The 15,998-nt window shown below is 73.5% G+C and carries 16 protein-coding genes; 11 read left to right on the forward strand and 5 right to left on the reverse strand.

Annotated features, from left to right (window positions below; all coding sequences use genetic code 11):
• Nucleotides 1-115: 115 nt before the first annotated feature.
• Both ACIQE0_RS21965 and ACIQE0_RS21970 read right to left on the reverse strand, forming a co-directional pair.
• Complete coding sequence (locus ACIQE0_RS21965; RefSeq protein WP_402334687.1) at nucleotides 116-655, reverse strand: hypothetical protein; 540 nt, start codon at nucleotides 653-655, stop codon at nucleotides 116-118.
• A complete protein-coding gene (locus ACIQE0_RS21970) occupies nucleotides 652-1,860 on the reverse strand; it encodes a helix-turn-helix domain-containing protein (RefSeq protein ID WP_402334690.1) in 1,209 nt (402 codons plus the stop codon). Before ACIQE0_RS21970 ends, ACIQE0_RS21965 begins: the two co-directional genes overlap by 4 nt.
• 325 nt (nucleotides 1,861-2,185) lie before the next feature.
• Here ACIQE0_RS21970 and ACIQE0_RS21975 point away from each other — a divergent pair, with 325 nt between their 5' ends.
• Nucleotides 2,186-2,617, forward strand: a complete 432-nt coding sequence (locus ACIQE0_RS21975) for a protein phosphatase (protein ID WP_402334693.1) — start codon at nucleotides 2,186-2,188, stop codon at nucleotides 2,615-2,617.
• A gap of 256 nt (nucleotides 2,618-2,873) precedes the next feature.
• Here the strand turns inward: ACIQE0_RS21975 and ACIQE0_RS21980 are convergent, their stop codons facing one another.
• Together ACIQE0_RS21980 and ACIQE0_RS21985 are read right to left on the reverse strand one after the other, a co-directional pair.
• A complete protein-coding gene (locus tag ACIQE0_RS21980) occupies nucleotides 2,874-3,167 on the reverse strand; it encodes a hypothetical protein (RefSeq protein WP_366330527.1) in 294 nt (97 codons plus the stop codon).
• Entirely contained in the window at nucleotides 3,164-3,880 is a 717-nt protein-coding gene (locus ACIQE0_RS21985) for an HNH endonuclease family protein (protein WP_402334767.1), read from the reverse strand. The genes ACIQE0_RS21980 and ACIQE0_RS21985 overlap by 4 nt, the downstream gene beginning before the upstream one ends.
• Nucleotides 3,881-4,187: 307 nt before the next feature.
• On the opposite strand from ACIQE0_RS21985, the gene ACIQE0_RS21990 reads away from it, so the two are divergent.
• From ACIQE0_RS21990 to ACIQE0_RS22035, 10 genes are all read left to right on the forward strand, one after another.
• Nucleotides 4,188-4,682: an NUDIX hydrolase gene (locus ACIQE0_RS21990; RefSeq protein ID WP_402334696.1), complete on the forward strand. Its 495-nt coding sequence runs from the start codon at nucleotides 4,188-4,190 to the stop codon at nucleotides 4,680-4,682.
• Between the two features lie 89 nt (nucleotides 4,683-4,771).
• Nucleotides 4,772-5,488 (forward strand): N-acyl homoserine lactonase family protein, encoded by a 717-nt coding sequence (locus ACIQE0_RS21995; protein WP_366330529.1) that lies wholly within the window; start codon nucleotides 4,772-4,774, stop codon nucleotides 5,486-5,488.
• A 188-nt stretch (nucleotides 5,489-5,676) separates the two neighbouring features.
• A complete protein-coding gene (locus ACIQE0_RS22000) occupies nucleotides 5,677-6,324 on the forward strand; it encodes a C39 family peptidase (RefSeq protein ID WP_402334700.1) in 648 nt (215 codons plus the stop codon).
• A 148-nt stretch (nucleotides 6,325-6,472) separates the two neighbouring features.
• Nucleotides 6,473-6,988, forward strand: a complete 516-nt coding sequence (locus tag ACIQE0_RS22005; protein WP_402334703.1) for a MarR family winged helix-turn-helix transcriptional regulator — start codon at nucleotides 6,473-6,475, stop codon at nucleotides 6,986-6,988.
• Entirely contained in the window at nucleotides 6,985-7,761 is a 777-nt protein-coding gene (locus tag ACIQE0_RS22010; protein WP_402334706.1) for a methyltransferase domain-containing protein, read from the forward strand. The genes ACIQE0_RS22005 and ACIQE0_RS22010 overlap by 4 nt, the downstream gene beginning before the upstream one ends.
• A 150-nt stretch (nucleotides 7,762-7,911) precedes the next feature.
• Nucleotides 7,912-9,561: an APC family permease gene (locus ACIQE0_RS22015; protein WP_384091255.1), complete on the forward strand. Its 1,650-nt coding sequence runs from the start codon at nucleotides 7,912-7,914 to the stop codon at nucleotides 9,559-9,561.
• A gap of 312 nt (nucleotides 9,562-9,873) precedes the next feature.
• On the forward strand, nucleotides 9,874-10,668 hold the full coding sequence (locus ACIQE0_RS22020) for a class I SAM-dependent methyltransferase (protein ID WP_402334709.1): 795 nt from the start codon (nucleotides 9,874-9,876) through the stop codon (nucleotides 10,666-10,668).
• Between the two features lie 235 nt (nucleotides 10,669-10,903).
• On the forward strand, nucleotides 10,904-12,100 hold the full coding sequence (gene rodA, locus ACIQE0_RS22025; RefSeq protein WP_366330535.1) for a rod shape-determining protein RodA: 1,197 nt from the start codon (nucleotides 10,904-10,906) through the stop codon (nucleotides 12,098-12,100).
• A gap of 224 nt (nucleotides 12,101-12,324) precedes the next feature.
• Complete coding sequence (locus ACIQE0_RS22030; RefSeq protein WP_402334712.1) at nucleotides 12,325-13,917, forward strand: peptidoglycan-binding protein; 1,593 nt, start codon at nucleotides 12,325-12,327, stop codon at nucleotides 13,915-13,917.
• 372 nt (nucleotides 13,918-14,289) lie between these two features.
• Complete coding sequence (locus tag ACIQE0_RS22035) at nucleotides 14,290-15,051, forward strand: GNAT family N-acetyltransferase (protein WP_402334715.1); 762 nt, start codon at nucleotides 14,290-14,292, stop codon at nucleotides 15,049-15,051.
• Here the strand turns inward: ACIQE0_RS22035 and ACIQE0_RS22040 are convergent.
• Nucleotides 15,038-15,763, reverse strand: a complete 726-nt coding sequence (locus ACIQE0_RS22040; RefSeq protein WP_402334718.1) for a DUF4389 domain-containing protein — start codon at nucleotides 15,761-15,763, stop codon at nucleotides 15,038-15,040. The genes ACIQE0_RS22035 and ACIQE0_RS22040 overlap by 14 nt on opposite strands.
• Nucleotides 15,764-15,998: the final 235 nt, after the last annotated feature.

Below are 15,998 nucleotides of genomic sequence, written 5' to 3' on the forward strand. Positions count from 1 at the left end.
CCGGGTCCCCGTAACGGCTAATCCAGGGGCAGGCGATGAACACACGTTCCCCTGTGCGCGACAGACCGCGCCTGCCCTGCCGCGCGGCCGCCGATCACCACTCGAACAGACCGGCTCACCCGTGCGGGGTATTGCCGCCAACCCCCGGAAGACGGTCCGCGGCCGAGCGCCCCGCGGTCTCCGCCCGCACCCGGCCGCGTCCCGCACCCAGGGCGCAACGCACCCGGCTGATCTCCTCCCCCATCGCCTCTGCGGTGTCCTCCAGCGAGTGGCCGAGCACCTCGTGCAGGACGAACGCGTCGTATCTCAGCGCGGATCGGCGTAACCCCGACCGGCTCGGGTGACGTGACACGGCGCCCTCCACACCGCCCCCGGGACCCCCGCTCCGCCGCCGGATGCGGGTACGCACCAGGGCCCAGGCACAGGCGGCCGGGTTGGGGCAGCGCACGATGTCGGCCCACCGGATGGCGACCTCCCCCATGGCCTCGCCCACGGCGCGGGAGGCCCACGGCTCCGCGACATGGGCCAGGGCGTAGCCGAGGTAGCGCGCGCAGTGCAGGGCGTAGAAGGCCTCGAAGGCGGGCGGCAGGGTGACCGCCGGCCGCGCCGCGGGCACCACGGGCCGGACCGGTGCGTGGGCCGGGGCCGCCGTCATCCGAAGGCCTCGGCGCGCGGGGTACGGCGCTCGGCCACCAACCCGCAGGTGTGCGGCGCGAGTTGGGCGAACCGCGCGTGGTCCCAGAGCGGACGGATGTCGTCCGGGCGGCCGTGCAGCACGCCGACGACCGTGCCGACGGTCTCCCAGTCCGGCACCAGGGAGCCGTACAGCAGCCCCGTGAACTCCCTTTCCGTGACGGCGTTTCCACTGGAGGTGCAGATGTCCACGGGGTCCGGGCAGGCCGCCGACAGGTAGAGCCCGCGCAGCGCGGCGTGCAGGCTACCGGCCCGGGCGAGCCGCCGTCCGTGGGCGGCGTCCCACAGGGGGCGCACGGCCTCCGGGTCACCGCCGCAGGCGCGCACCATCCGGCGGGTGACCGTCCAGGAGGGGCTGCGCTCACCCGAGAGGATCCGGGAGACGTACGAGGCGCTCACCCGCGCCTCGTCCGCCAGGGCCCGCAGGGTCTTGTCGCCCGAGCGCTGGAGGTGGGACAGCGCCGAGGCGAGCGCGGCGCCCGGCTCCTGGCGCGGCGGACCGCTGTCCGGTACGGCGACCTCGCCGCCCACTCTTCCCCCCTCTTCGCCGCCCTCACCCTCGGCACACCCCCGGCGCTGCGGGGCGTTGCGGACGGCGGTGATCCGACGCCGTTCGCCGTCCGTCCGGGCGGGTATCGACGGGTCCTGGCGGGCCGGGGCGGCCAGTTGCTCCGGCCGGACGGGCAGCGGCACCGCCGGGGCGGCCGCGAGGACGGCCGCCCGCCGCTCGCGGCGCTGGGTCAACTTCCGGCCTATCCGCTCCCTGGTGTACGCCCGGCCGATCTTGTCCACCGTGATGTGCAGGGCGTCGGCGATGGCCGCGCCCCGGTGGCCGCGGTCCCGGGCCTGCTGCACCATGGCGGCGGTGACGCACTCCAGATCGCGCTTGAGCTCAACGGCCTGGCGGAGACCGGCAAGTGCGTCACCGTCGCGTATCCGGGTCCGCAGCACGGCCATCCGGCAGGCCATGTCGTCGGCGATCTGGAGGGCGTCCTCGTCGTGGGCCTTGGCGTCGGGGGTCCGCCGCGAACTGCGGATCTTGCGGACGGCCCGGCCGCAGGCGTCGCTGCAGTACTTGCGGCGCCGGCCGGGGCCGGACCCGCTCTCCACCTCGTTGGGGCAACCGGTCCTGGCGCAGGGGACCGGTCCAGGGTCCTTAGGAGACATCAGCTGTAATCCTTCTGGGGGCGGTTACCACCGTGAACTCGCCGCGGAAATGGGCGATATGCGGTTTGCCGGGCCGGCATCGAGGCCGCATCCCGCGCGCCCACGGCGTCGCGGCACGGCCCCGGCACCGTGCCGGGTGGCCCGCCGCGGCACCGGAAGGACTCCGGCGCCGCGGCGGGCCCAGGTCTCGGACCACCGTCCGAGCGCGTCACTGCGGGAACGGGCGACGTGGCGCCGCGGCCCGTCAGCCGGCGCGCCAAGGGCGGAGCAGCCCCCCTCGCCCCTTTTCCCGCCAACTCCCCACCGTCCCGCCTAGGGTGGACGGATGACCGAGAGCTGGAACTCCACCGACCCCGGGGTCCTGCGGCTGCCCTCCGGCCGTCTCGTCCGCGGCCGCGGTCTGCGCCACCCGCTCCCCGACGGCCCCACGCCCACCTACGGCGTCTATCTGGTGGGTCGGCCGCCGTCCGAAGTCCCCTGGGAATCACGATGGTTGCGCTGGCCGGACTTCCGACTGCCGAGCGATCGCGAGGAGGCGCGCCGCGCGTTCCGCACGGCATGGGAGCGGGCCGCGGAGGAGCGCGTCGAGCTCGCCTGCGGCGGCGGCCGCGGACGGACCGGGACGGCACTGGCCTGCCTCGCCGTCCTCGACGGCGTCCCGGCCGACGGCGCGGTGGAGTTCGTCCGCCGCCACTACGACCGCCACGCCGTGGAAACCCCCTGGCAGAAGCGGTACGTCCGCCGCTTCACAGGCTGACGGGAGCGACGAGCACCCCGAACTCCCGCCCCCAGCGGGCAACTTCGGGCACCGGGACGTCACCGGGAGAGCGATCGAGCGGACCGCGGTCGATCTACTTCGCTGATGCGAAGGGAGGGCCGCGGTCCGTGGCGGCCGGTGTCCCTGGGGACGTGGAGCACGAACGCGCCGCGATGCCGCCCGAGCCCCGCACCGCGAACGGCACGGGGCTCCAAGGGAACGGCCGGCGGGCCGAACTCCCGTAGGGGGCAGGGGATCAGGGGCGCGGAGCGGTGCCGGGCACCTGCGCGGCACCGCCGACGCGCACCGCGTCGAGCACCGCCCGATGGAGCGCGGCGATGCCCGCCGGGGGGATGCGGACCGGGCCGCCTTCGAGGTCGTAGCGGTCCTCGGCGCCGGTGTAGTGGATGACGACATCGGCCGTGCCGTCGCCCAGATCGGTCGTGGTGACGGTCAGATCACCGGCGATGACACCGGCCTGCACCGTCATCGCACCACCGGGGCCGGCCGTGATCCGGTCGGTGAGCACATGGCGATCGGAGGTGGTCACTGCTCGCAGGTGTCCAGCATCTCGCGGAGTTTCACTTTCTCCGGCTCGGTGACGTTCAGGTGGTAGACGTGTTTGACGTCCGTCCAGGCACGGGCGTAGGTGCACCAGTAGGCATGCCGCGGCGGGGCCCACTTGTCCGGGGACTTGTCGCCCTTCTGCCGGTTGGACGGGGCCGACACCGCGATCAGCTGGGAGTGGACGAGGTCGTTGGCGAACGTCCGGCGCTCGGGGGTGGTCCACTGGTCGGCGCCGGAACGCCAGGCGTTGGCCAGCGGCACCACGTGGTCGATGTCGAGCTGCTTGGCCTGCGTCAGGACCTTCGCGTCGTACTCGCTGAACCACGTACCGGAGATCGCCCGGCACTTCTCGTCCTGTTTGACGTCCTCGCCGTCCCGGGCGAGGACGACTTCACGGGTGTCGCACTCCCCGTGCTGCTTGATCCAGTGCGGGAACTTCGCGCGGCTGTAGCCGTTCATCGAATGGGGCGGCGCGACGTGCAGGCCGGCGAGTTCGGTGCGCACCACGCCGACGGGCGGCGGTTCCGGGAGCTTCAGCGGCCCGGCATCGACGGCCGTCCCGACGGGCCGCGTGTGCGCGGCCGGTGCGGGGTGCGGAGCGGGATCGGCTATGGCGGTGGAGGAGGAGGCCGGGAGAACTGCCGTGGCGATCAGGGCTGTTGTCGTGGCTGCGCGGCGCCACCAGTCTTTGGTCAACACCCGGAGAGCATCACCAGGCAAAACGATTCGGCACTCGGGCATTCACTCCTTTGTGGAGCCTTCGGGCGTCCGTCGTTCCGCCGCGAAACGGGGCGAGTATAAGGACCGGGCGCACGGCACCGCGGCGGTCGACGGAACGTCCCGCCCGGCCGCCGGGAGTCGCCGGACGGTGGCCGGACCGGCCGAGTTCGGCCGGATCAGTGGAGGTGACCTGCCCCTATGGGAGAAGGTGGACCCCGGCCCGGGCTCGGGGCGGGCCGCTTCACGGAGCCGAGAGAGGGACGCGATGGACAGCGGAACGGGCATGGGGACAGACACGGTGACCAGCCGGCAGCGTGGGGACGCGCCGTCGAAGGCACAGGCCTTGTTCGGCGTCGGCGTGATCGTGCTGGACGCGGACGGACGGGTCCTGCTCGGGCGGCACCGGGCCGGGACATGGGAACTGCCCGGTGGCAAGGTCGATCCGGGCGAGGGCGTGCGGTCCGCCGCGGCCCGGGAACTGCACGAGGAGACGGGACTGCACGCCGAGCCGGACGACGTCCGGGTCTTCACGATGCTGCACGACGACCTCGACGGTCTGCACCGCATCACGATGGCGGCGCTCGTCACCCGCTACCGGGGGACGCCGTACGCGGCGGAGCCGGAGCTGGTCGGCGCCTGGGAGTGGCACCACCCGACCGCGCTGCCGGGCCCGCTGTTCACGCCGTCGGCGCAGATCCTCGCCGTGTGGCGGCCGGAGTTGGAGATCGCCGCTCCGGCGGCGCACCGGCTCGACGTGCTCTGCGTCGGGACGACCTGAGGGGTCCCGGCACGTCGGCGGGAGCCGGCGCGCGGGGCGCGGGCACCAAAGCGGCTGCGGCGGCCAGCCGGCTCGGTGACGATGAGGGCATGCAGACGACCTCGAAACACCTGGCGGTGCACCGCCTCGACCTGGGGTACTTCATCCGGCCGGCCTCGGAGGCCGGCGGCCCGCAGCCCCGCGTGGAGCCGGCCCTGGCCTACCTCGTGGAACACGACCGGGGACGGCTCCTCTTCGACACCGGCATCGGCGCCGCGGACCCGGAGACCGAAGCCCACTACCGCCCGCAACGCCGGTCCCTCCAGGCCGCGTTGGCCGCCGTCGGCACCTCCCTCACGGACGTCTCGCTCGTCGTCAACTGCCATCTGCACTTCGATCACTGCGGCGGCAATCCGCTGCTGGCCGGCACGCCCATCGTGGTGCAGCAGATGGAGCTGGCCACCGCGCGCCGGGGCGACTACACCTTCGACGAACTGATCGACTTCCCCGGGGCGACCTACGAGGAACTCACCGGTGAGGCCGAGATCTGGCCCGGCGCCTGGGTCGTTCCGACGCCCGGCCACACCGACGGGCACCAGTCGCTGGTGCTGCGCGGCCCCGACGGCACGGTGGTACTGGCCGGCCAGGCCCACGACTTCGCCTCGCACTACTCCGGTGACGACCTGGCCCGCCGGGCGGCCCGCGACGGCGTGGCGCCGCCGCTGCCGGACCACCGGCCCTGGCTCGACCGGCTCGCCGCGTTCGATCCGCGCCGGGTGTACTTCGCCCACGACGCCTCGGTCTGGGAGCCGCCGCACACCGCATGACCGCACGCCGGCGGGCGGGGGACCCCGGGCCGGCCGGGGAAGCGGCCCGTGCCGCCGGCCACCGGCACGGCGCGGTACGCCGTCCCCGCCCGATCCCGCCGCGACGTGCACCGCCCCCGCCCGGTGCCGGCGGGGGCCCGCCGCACGCCCGCCCCGCCTCGGCGCGACGCCCCGTCGTACCCTTCAGCATGGCCACCGACCCCGCCCTCCGCACCCTGATCCACCCCGTCCCGTACCACTCCCAGTGGGCCTCCCCCGAACTCGTCCCCGCGATCATCGCCGGCACCGTCCCGGCCGCCGAGGACCCCCGCTGGCCGGAGTACGGGGCCAAGAGCCCGGAGGAATACGCCTGGTGGTCCTGGCGGCTGTGCGGGATGGCCTGCCTGCGGATGGCGCTGGCCTACTGGCGGCGCCCGGTCCCCACCGCCATGGCCCTGGCCACCGCCTGCCTGGACGCCGGCGCCTATGTACGCCACGAGGACGGCCTGCACGGTCTGGTCTACGCACCGTTCGCCACCTACGTGGAACGCCACCTGGGCCTGCTCGCCGAGTCCCGCCCCGAACTCCCCCGGGAGGAACTCCCCGCCCTGATCGGCGCCGGCCGTCTCGTGCTGCTCTCCGTCCACCCCGCCATCCGGGACGCCGACCCCGAACCGCCGCACCGCGGCGGCCACCTGGTCCTGGCCGTCGGCGTCACCCCGGACCACGTGGTGATCCACAACCCCTCCGGATTCCCCGGCCGGTCCCAGGAGTTCGCCCCTGTCGACTGGCGGACCCTGGACCGGGTGTACGCCGGACGCGGGGTCGTCCTGGGCCTCCCGGAAGAGGAGCAGTAGAGGCGCCCACGAGGGTCAAGTCCCCCGCCCCGTAAGGCAGCTGAGGCGGCCGGGGCTTCCGGAGGACCGGACGGCCCCGTCCCTTGCCCGGCCAACTCCACCCCCACGCCCCCTGTTCATTGCTTGAGCAAGCAGTTATGTTACGGCCGTGATCGAACATGAGGCGATATCGGAGGGCCGCTCCGTCGCGCCCGCCGGCGACGCGGAGGACGAACGCTGGTGCATGGCGGTGCGGTTGCTGGGCCGGGTGGAGAAACACCTGGACGAGACGTTGCAGCGCCGCCACGGCCTGCCGCTCTCGGAGTACCGGGCGCTGTGCGCGCTCAGCCGCCCCGACAGCGGCCCGGCGCTGCGGATGGGCGAACTCGCCGACCGGATCGGGCTGAAGGACAGCACCGTCACCCGCCTGGTCGGCCGGCTGGAGGCCCAGGGACTGGCCCGGCGGACCGCCGCCCCCGGTGACGGACGGGCGGTCGCCGCCGGCATCACCGAGACCGGCCGGCAGCGGTACGCGGAGGCGACCCCCACCTACCGGGCCGCCCTCGGCTCGGCCCTGGACACCTCGATGGCCAATGTCTACCTCGCCGACCTCGCGGCGTGGGTGCGCACCGGCGAGTCGGCCGTGGAGAGCACACACCGCACCCCCGAAAGGAATCCCCGATGACGGCTGCCGCGCAGCACTACGCACGCCTGCTCGCCGCGCACTACACCTGGATGCTGGGCGGCGACCTCCAGGCCGCGGCCTCCGGCCAACTCGCGCTCCTGCGGGACCTGGACGTCCACGCGGACCCCGCGGCCGACCCGGCGGGCGCCGTCGCCGTCGACCTCGGCTCCGGTCCCGGTACGCAGACCCTGGCGCTGACCCGCCTCGGCTTCGCCCCGGTCATCGCCGTGGACACCAGCGACGCCCTCCTGGCCGAACTCACCGCGGCCCACGCACGCACCGGTGGCGCCCCGGACGCGATCCGCCCCCTGTGCCGGGACATCCGCGGCGCCCTTCCCGAGGCGGCGGACCCGGCGTCGGTCGCGGCCGTGGTGTGCATGGGCGACACCCTGCCGCACCTGCCCGCCAAGGGGGACGTCACCGCACTGCTCCACGATGTCGCCCGCGCGCTCCGCCCCGGCGGACACTTCGTCGCCACCTACCGCGACCTGACGGCGGAACTGCCCGGCACCGAGCGCTTCCTGCCGGTCCGCAGCACGGAGGACCGCCTGCTGACCTGCTTCCTGGAATACCTCGACGACGACACGGTGCTGGTCAACGATCTGCTGCACACCCGCTCGGCGACCGGCTGGGAGCTGCGCACCAGCAGCTACCCCAAGCTGCGGCTGGCCGCGCGGTGGGTGGCCGACCAGTGCCGCGCCGCCGGCCTGGAGGTCCGGCACGACGAGGCCGGGCCGCGGGGGCTGCGCGTGCTGCACGCGGTCAAGCCGTGAGGTGACCGCGCCGGGGGCGGCCGCGTTCCCGGCGCGGCGTGCCCTTCTCCCCCGTCCCCGTCCTGAACTATTGGGGCAAAAGGTACGTCAGCCCACATCGGGCTCGTTGTCACCTGCCGCACCCATCGCAGCAGAACGGGGGCACGTCCCATGGAGATGCGCAAGCCACTCGCACCGGCCGCCCCCAGGAACCCCGGACTGAAACGCGAGATCGGGCTGGTCGGGCTGATCTGGACCTCCGAGGGGTCGATCATCGGGTCCGGATGGCTGTTCGGGGCGCTGTTCGCGGCGCAGGCGGCGGGCACCGCGGCGCTGATCTCCTGGGGCATCGGGGCCGTCGCCATCGTCATCCTGGCGTTCGTCCACGCCGAGCTGGGGGCCATGTACCCGGTCGCGGGCGGCACCGCGCGCTTCCCGCACTACGCGTTCGGCAGCGCGGCCGGCGCGTCCTTCGGCTGGTTCTCCTGGCTCCAGGCGGTCACCGTGGCGCCGATCGAGGTCATGGCGTCGCTGAACTACCTGAGCGTGCACGCCCCCTGGGTGCAGACCGGCAAGAACCATCTGACCCCGGCCGGCTACGGGCTCGCCGTCGCCTTCATGGCGTTCTTCGTCGTCGTCAACTTCTTCGGCATCAGATGGCTGGCCCACACCAACAGCGTGGCGACCTGGTGGAAGATCGCCGTCCCGGTCCTGACCATCGTCGTGATGGGGGCCGCGGTCTTCCACCGGCACAACTTCGGCCACCAGGGCTTCGCACCGTTCGGCGCCAAGGGCGTGCTCTCCGCGATCAGCACCAGCGGCATCATCTTCGCCCTGCTCGGCTTCGAGCAGGCGGACCAGTTGGCGGGCGAGAGCCGCGATCCGGCCCGGGACATCCCGCGGGCGGTCATCGGCTCGATCCTCATCGGCGTGCTGATCTACCTCGCGCTCCAGGTGGTGTTCATCGGGGCGCTGCCGCACACCGCGTTCGCCCACGGCGGCTGGGCGAACCTGACGTTCAGCGGCAAGGCCGGCCCGTTCGCCGGCCTCGCCACCTCCATCGGCCTGGGCTGGCTGGCCACGCTCCTCTACATCGACGCGGTCATCTCGCCGTCCGGAACGGGCCTGATCTACGTGACGGCCACCTCCCGGGTCTCCTACGGGCTCTCCCGCAACGGCTACGTCCCGGCGGTCTTCGAGCGCACCACCGGGCGCGGGGTGCCGTGGTTCGGCCTGCTGGTCGCCTTCGCCGTCGGGCTCCTGGTCTTCCTGCCGTTCCCCACCTGGCAGAAGCTGGTCGGCTTCGTGACCTCGGCGAGCGTGCTGATGTACGCCGGCGCCCCGCTCGCCTTCGGCTGCCTGCGAAAACAGGATCCGCACCGGCCGCGCCCCTACCGGCTGCCCGGTGGACTCTTCTGGGCCCCGCTGGCCTTCGTCATCGCCAACTTGATCATCTACTGGGCGGGTTGGGACACCCTGTGGCGCCTCGGCGTGGCGATCGTCCTCGGCTATCTGCTGCTCGGCGGCTCGGCGCTGCTCCGCCTCAACCCCAAGGCCCCGCACCTGGACTGGCGGCACGCGCAGTGGCTGCCGGCGTACCTGCTGGGCATGGGCGTCATCTCCTGGCAGGGCGGCTTCTGCAGCACCGGCCCGGCGTCCAAGGTGTCCTGCGGCGCCACCGACGCCCTTCCCCTGTGGTGGGACATCGGGCTGATCGCCGCGTTCAGCCTCGTCATCTACTTCTGGGCGCAGGCGGTGCGGCTGCCGGACGAGGAGACGCAGGAGTACATCGGTTCGGTGGAAGTGGTGCCCGGGGCGTGAGCTCCGGGGCGGGCCTTCCGCCTCGGGCCGGGGCCGCCCGCGGCGGCGGTCCGGCATCCGCCCGCCGCCGCCCACCGGCGCGGGCACGCGCCGAGAAAGTGACCCTGGCGGGGCCCGAATCGGCCCCGTGACGAGCTGCGGCGGGGTACGGGCACGGCGCCGGCCGGGGTGGCGAGGGTGGACGCCGATCACCCGGGCGCGGTCCGTCAGACAGGCGGTGGGCCGCTTCGCGCACCGGGGACGACCTGGGCAGGTCCCCCGCACTTCCCTACCCTCGTCGGCGACGGCGAACGGCGGGGACGGGGAGAGCAGATGGGCGCGGCGAACGAGTCCGAGGTGCCGGAGCAAAGCGGCCGGCAGCCGGCGCGGAACATCCGGACGGTGGAGGACGTACTCGGGCTGCTGGACGGGCTGTTCGCGCCGGAGGCGGACCGCTGGACGGCCGGCGGGGCCGCCTGGTGGGACGGGTTCTACGCGGCCCGCGACCGGTCGGTGCCGTTCTTCGTGGCGAAGCCGGACGAGAACCTCGTCTCGTACCACGACCGCGGCCTGCTCCCCGGCGGCCGCGCCCTGGACCTGGGCTGCGGTCCGGGCCGCAACGCCCTGTACCTCGCCTCGCTGGGCTTCGAGGTGGACGCGGTGGACCTCTCACCGGCCGCCGTCGCCTGGGCCGAGGAGCGCGCCCGCGCGGCGGGGGCCGCGATCCGCTTCCACTGCGGGAACGCCTTCGCCGCCCCCACCGACCCCGGCGGCGTCCTCGACGGCCGCTACGACCTGATCTACGACTCCGGCTGCTTCCACCATCTGCCGCCGCACCGCCGCATCAGCTACCTCGCCCTCCTCGAACGGGCCCTGGCCCCCGGCGGCTTCTTCGGGCTGACCTGCTTCGCGGCCGGGGCGATGGGCTCCGAGCTGCCGGACGCCGACTTCTACCGCGGCTCCGGCCTGCACGGCGGTCTCGCCTACACCCCCGAGTCACTGCGCACGCTGTTCACCGGCCTGACCGAGGTCGACCTGCGCCGGATGCACGACGAACCGCCGGAATCCTCGTACTTCGGGGAGCCGTTCTTGTGGACGGCCCTGTTCCGACGCGAGGTCGGCCCGTAGCCGCTTCGCTCGCCCGACGGCCGGAGCGCCGTCCCCGCCGCGCCCACGATCACCCCAACCCCACGGCAGAGAAGGGAGGTTGGACATCGCACCTCCCGGCGCCCCCGGGTTCAGGGAGGCGCACCACCGCGCGCGGCCGCCACCGAATGCACCGACACACCTCATGCTTTCGTAGTTGCGCAAATCTGCGGAGTACTGTCTGGCTGTCGTGGCTGCGTCCGGACAGGAGGCCAAGGTGAGTGCCATCAGCATTCCCGTGCGCGGGACCACGCGCGCCAAATCGGTCTGGGGCCGCATCCTCGGCCGCGGGTCCGTGGTCCGCCGGCTCGACTGGGTGCTGTTCGGGGCGGCCTTCGCGCTCTCCGCGATCGGTGCGCTGCTGGTCTTCTCCGCCACCCGCGGCCGGATGGAACTCAACCAGGGCGACCCGTACTTCTTCGTCCTGCGGCACGTCCTCAACACCGGCATCGGCCTCGCCCTGGGGGCGTTGGCCCTCTGGTACGGCCACCGGCGTCTGCGCGACACCGCCGCCCTCCTCTACGGCGTGACGGTGCTGCTGGTGGCGCTGGTGCTGACACCGGTCGGCGCGACCATCAACGGCTCCCGGCGGTGGATCGTGATCGGCGGCGGGATGTCCGTCCAGCCCGCCGAATTCGTCAAGGTCGGGATCATCGTCGCGATGGCGGTGGCGCTCACCGCGCGGGTGGACGCCGGCGACCTGGCCCGACCGGACCATCGGGGCATCGTCCGGGCCCTCGCCCTGGGCGGGGTCCCCGCGGTGCTGATCATGCTCACCCCGGACCTGGGGCAGGTGCTGGGCATCGCGGCGATCGTGCTGTGCATGCTGATGGCCGCGGGCGCGCCGAAGCGGTGGATCCTGGGCCTGCTGGGGACCGGCGTGGTCGGCCTGCTCGCGGTCTGGCAGTTCCATCTGCTGGACCAGTACCAGATCAACCGGTTCGCGGCCTTCGCCGACCCCGCGCTCGACCCCTCGGGCGTCGGCTACAACACCAGCCAGGCACGGATCGCGATCGGCGCAGGCGGACTGACCGGCTCCGGGCTCTTCCACGGCGCCCAGACCAACGGCCAGTTCGTGCCCGAGCAGCAGACCGACTTCGTCTTCTCGGTCGCCGGGGAGGAACTGGGCTTCCTCGGCGCGGGCCTGATCATCGCCCTCATCGGGGTGGTGCTGTGGCGGGCCTGCCGCATCGCGCGGCAGTGCTCCGACCTCTACGGCACGGTCGTGGCGACCGGCATCATCGGCTGGCTGGCCTTCCAGGCCTTCGAGAACATCGGGATGAACCTCGGCATCATGCCCGTCACCGGTCTGCCGCTGCCGTTCGTCAGCTACGGCGGGTCGTCGATGTTCGCCGGATGGGTCGCCATCGGGCTCCTCCAGTCGATAAAGGCACAGCGGCCGATGTCGGCCTGAGCCGACGCGGCCGTTCGCACCACGGCCCCGGCGGGATGCGGTCCCCGCCGGGGCCGCGCCGTGCCGCCGGCGGTCTGCGGCAGGCCGCCCGGACGACGAAAACGAACTCCCGGCCAAAGGTTCGCCAACATTCCCCCGGACCGGAACGCCCCCCACCGGCCCCCCGTCCTGACCGGTGCACGAGCCTCCGCTCGGGCCTTGGGTCAATGACGAGGAGCCATCCCATGGTTGAGGTCGGGAGGCGGTCGCGCAAGCGCCGCTATGGATATGCATCGGCGGTCGCGGTGCTGGCGGGCGTGACCGCCGCCGTGCTCGGCCACGGCCTGGCGCAGGGCAGCACGGCGGGGGCCCGTCCGGCGCGCCCGATGACGGCGTCGGGGCCGGTGAGCGGCGCCTGGCTCGGCATGGCCCACGGCCGCCTGACCTACGGTCACGACGCCCAGGGGAACCGCATCCCCGACTACTCCTACGCCGGGTACGCGGGCGGCGGCGTCGCACTGCCGAAGGTGCCGACCCGGGTGACCGTGCCCGCCCCCGCCGGCGGGGACGCCACCGCCACCGTCCAGACGGCCCTCGACAAGGTCTCCGCGCTGCCCCTGGACAAGGCCGGCTTCCGCGGCGCCGTGCAGCTGTCCCCCGGGACTTACCACCTCGCCGGCCAGCTCCGCATCACCGCGAGCGGAGTGGTCCTGCGCGGCTCCGGCGCCTCGCCCTCGGCGACCACGCTGGTCGCGGACCGCCCCACCGTCCGCACATTGCTGACGGTCGGCACCAAGTCCTCGTACACCACCGTCGGCACCCCGCAGCGCGTCACCGACGCCTACGTCCCCACCGGTGCCACCAGCCTCCATCTCGCCGGCACCGCCGGGCTGTCCGCCGGGGACGAGGTCGTCGTCGAACGTCCCACCACCCAGGCATGGATCGACGCCATCGGCATGCACGGCATCTTCACACCGAACTGGAGCCTGCGCTTCGAGCGCCGGATCACCGCGGTCCACGGGAACCAGATCACCCTCGACGTGCCGCTGACCAACGCCCTGGAGAAGCAGTACACACAGTCCACCGTCTACCGCTACACGTTCCCGCGCATCGACCACGTCGGCGTCGAGAACCTCACCGAGGACGGCCAGGCCATGGCCTCGGCCCCCGATTACGCCCGCTCCTTCTACAACGCGGCCCCCTGGGAGTTCCAGGCCGTCCAGGACTCCTGGATCTCCCACGTGGTCTGGCGCCACTTCGGCGGCAGCGGCCAACTCGCGCTCGGACCGCAGAGCCGCCGCATCTCCGTCCTGCACACCCAGGCCCTCGACATGCTGACCACCGACAGCTCGGCCCGTTCCGAGGCCTATCTGCTCCAGGGCCAGCAGAACCTCGTCCAGGACTGCGCGGTCACCGCCGCCAAGGTGCACGCCTTCACCACCTACGGCCGCCAGGCCGGACCGAACGTCTTCAGCGACTGCCGCGCCACCCTGGTCAAGGACACCTACGACGCCGGCGGGCACCAGCGCTGGGGCAGCGGCACCCTCTATGACGACGTGCGCCTGGACGGCTCGCTGCTGCTGGTGAACAACGGCACCCGGGGTGGCGGCCACGGCTGGTCGGATGCCAACAGCACCGCCTACAACTGCACGACCCGGAGCTATGCGGTCCAGGAGCCGCCCACCGCCCACAACTGGGGCATCGGCTGCACCGGCACCCTCCAAAGCGGCAGCGACGGCCAGCTCCAGTCCCCCGGCACCCCGATCCGGCCCACCAGCCTCTACGACCAGCAGCTCAAGGACCGCGGCAGGGCCCCGGTCACCGCCGGACGTCCCTGATCACGACGCCGCGGACGATCGGCCCGGAGCCGACCGGGCCGATCGTCCCGCGTCCTCCGGGACCTTCGCCGCCCCACCATGTGTCGTCGGTCGCGCGTGAACGGCGCGCGGCCGGTACGAACGGCCTGGTGGGGGCGGGTGCCGGGCAGTCCCGACGGGGTTGTGGGGAGCAGATTTGCCCCGGGCCGGGGGCGGTGTGCAACAGTGGGCCCTCCGGTCGGCCGGGCGCATCGCCCGTGCGCGGTGGCGGCCGCCGGATTTCTTGATATCCCCCATCCCAGAACGACGGCCCCGGACGTGCCCTGCGCGATTCCGGCCCGTCCACCTGCCCATCCGTCCTCCCCCCACCAGCGAATCCTTCCCCAGAGAGCGATGCAGGCGACGACCCTTCTTCCCCGGACCTCGGACCTGTTCACCCAGGGCCTGGAGCAGCAGGCCGGCGCCGCGCTGCTGCGTTTCGGCGCCGCGCGGCCGCGGCCGACCGACCGGATCAGCTGGTCCGGCGACGGCGCGGTGGCCTGGCTCGACGCGCCGCGCGGCCATGTCTGGAGCGTGGGCGAACCGACCGCGGCGGCCGGTCTCCTCCTTCGCGCCGCCCACCAACTGCCCGACACCGTCCGGGAGTTCACCGGTCCGCGGGGCGCCGAGGAACTGCTCGGCCGCCATCTGCCGGTGACCGACCAGGTCCCCTGGATCTTCCGGTGGACGCTCGACGAGCCGTCGGTCCATCCGGCGGAGGAGCGGGTGGTCACGCTCGACGAGACGCACCACGACGAGCTGCTCGCCTTCCTCTCCGAGCACAGCCCGGAGTACTCGACCGGGCCCGGCTCCGCCGACGTGAGCCTGTGGGCCGGTATCCGCGACACGGACGGCCGGCTGCTCGCCTGCGGCGCCCTGAGCAGCCTGCGGGACAACGGCGCCCCGCTGATGGCGTCGGTCGCCACCGACGCGGCCCAGCGCGGCCAGGGACTCGGTGCGGCACTGACCTCGTGGCTGACCCGGTACGCCGTCCGCCGCTACGGCTTCTGCACCCTGTGGCAGCTGGCCGACAACGCCCCCGCCGACCGGCTCTACACCCGCCTCGGCTACCGCAACGAGGACCCGTGCGTGGCCGCACGGATCAATGAGCGGTGACCGCCGGGGCGCGACTGCGGGGCGGCCGGCGGTGCCGTAGCCGGCGGGAGCGGCGGCGGGAGCCCTCCGGCTGCAGCGGCGGGCAGGCGTCGGTCAGGAAGAAGAGGTAGGCCAGGAGCTGAAGCATCCAGCGGTCGAAGGCGACCACACTGGCGAACTGGCGCCGCGGGTAGTGCCCGGTCCGCAGCAGCCCCGCGGCGGGCGTGCTGAAGATCAGGACCACCACGACGACCAACGCGAGGAAGGCCGACAGCCCGCCGATCCACCACACCAGCCGGAACATGAGGAAGAAGAGCACCAGCAGCAGGAGCTGCGGGAGCGCGCGCAGCCGTGACACCAGCAGCGCCGGGCCGCGGGGCAGCCGTTCCGGCCGGTCGATGTGCAGGCGGGCGGGATAGTCCGGCACCGCCCCCAGGCTGAAGGGCGGATAGCGGTCGGTGGCCAGCCCCCAGTACGCGTAGAAGGCGACCCGCCACGCCCAGCGCAGCACACCGGTGGTGAAGCCGAACAGCACGCGCGGGTAGCGGCCGGTGACGAGCAGCACCGGGAGCGCCAGGACGGTGGCGAGCAGGAAGCCGAGGCCCAGCACGGTCAGCAGGATGTGGTGAGGGAACAGCAGCAGCCACTTCACCGCCCAGAGCCAGCGCGACAGCGGCTCGTCAAGCTCCGCCTCCACGCGGACCGGGCGGTACTGCGCGGCGAGCGTCGCCATGGCTGCGAGCTCCTTCCGCCGCGGTGACCCGGCACGACCGGAGGGCGCCCCCTCTCCTCCAGCGTGACCGACATCGACCGTTTTGGACAGGCCCTCCGGCCGGCGGCCGCCGCGCTCGTGCGGCGGCCGCCGGCGGGGCCGGGGGGGGTCCGCCCCGGGCCGTGAGGTCCCGGGTGGCCCGGCGGGGGGGCCGCGTCGGCGCCCCGCCCGGCGCGGAGCCGCCGGCGGCGGCGGC

It is taken from the genome of Streptomyces sp. NPDC093097, from assembly GCF_044754325.1.
Taxonomy (GTDB): domain Bacteria; phylum Actinomycetota; class Actinomycetes; order Streptomycetales; family Streptomycetaceae; genus Streptomyces.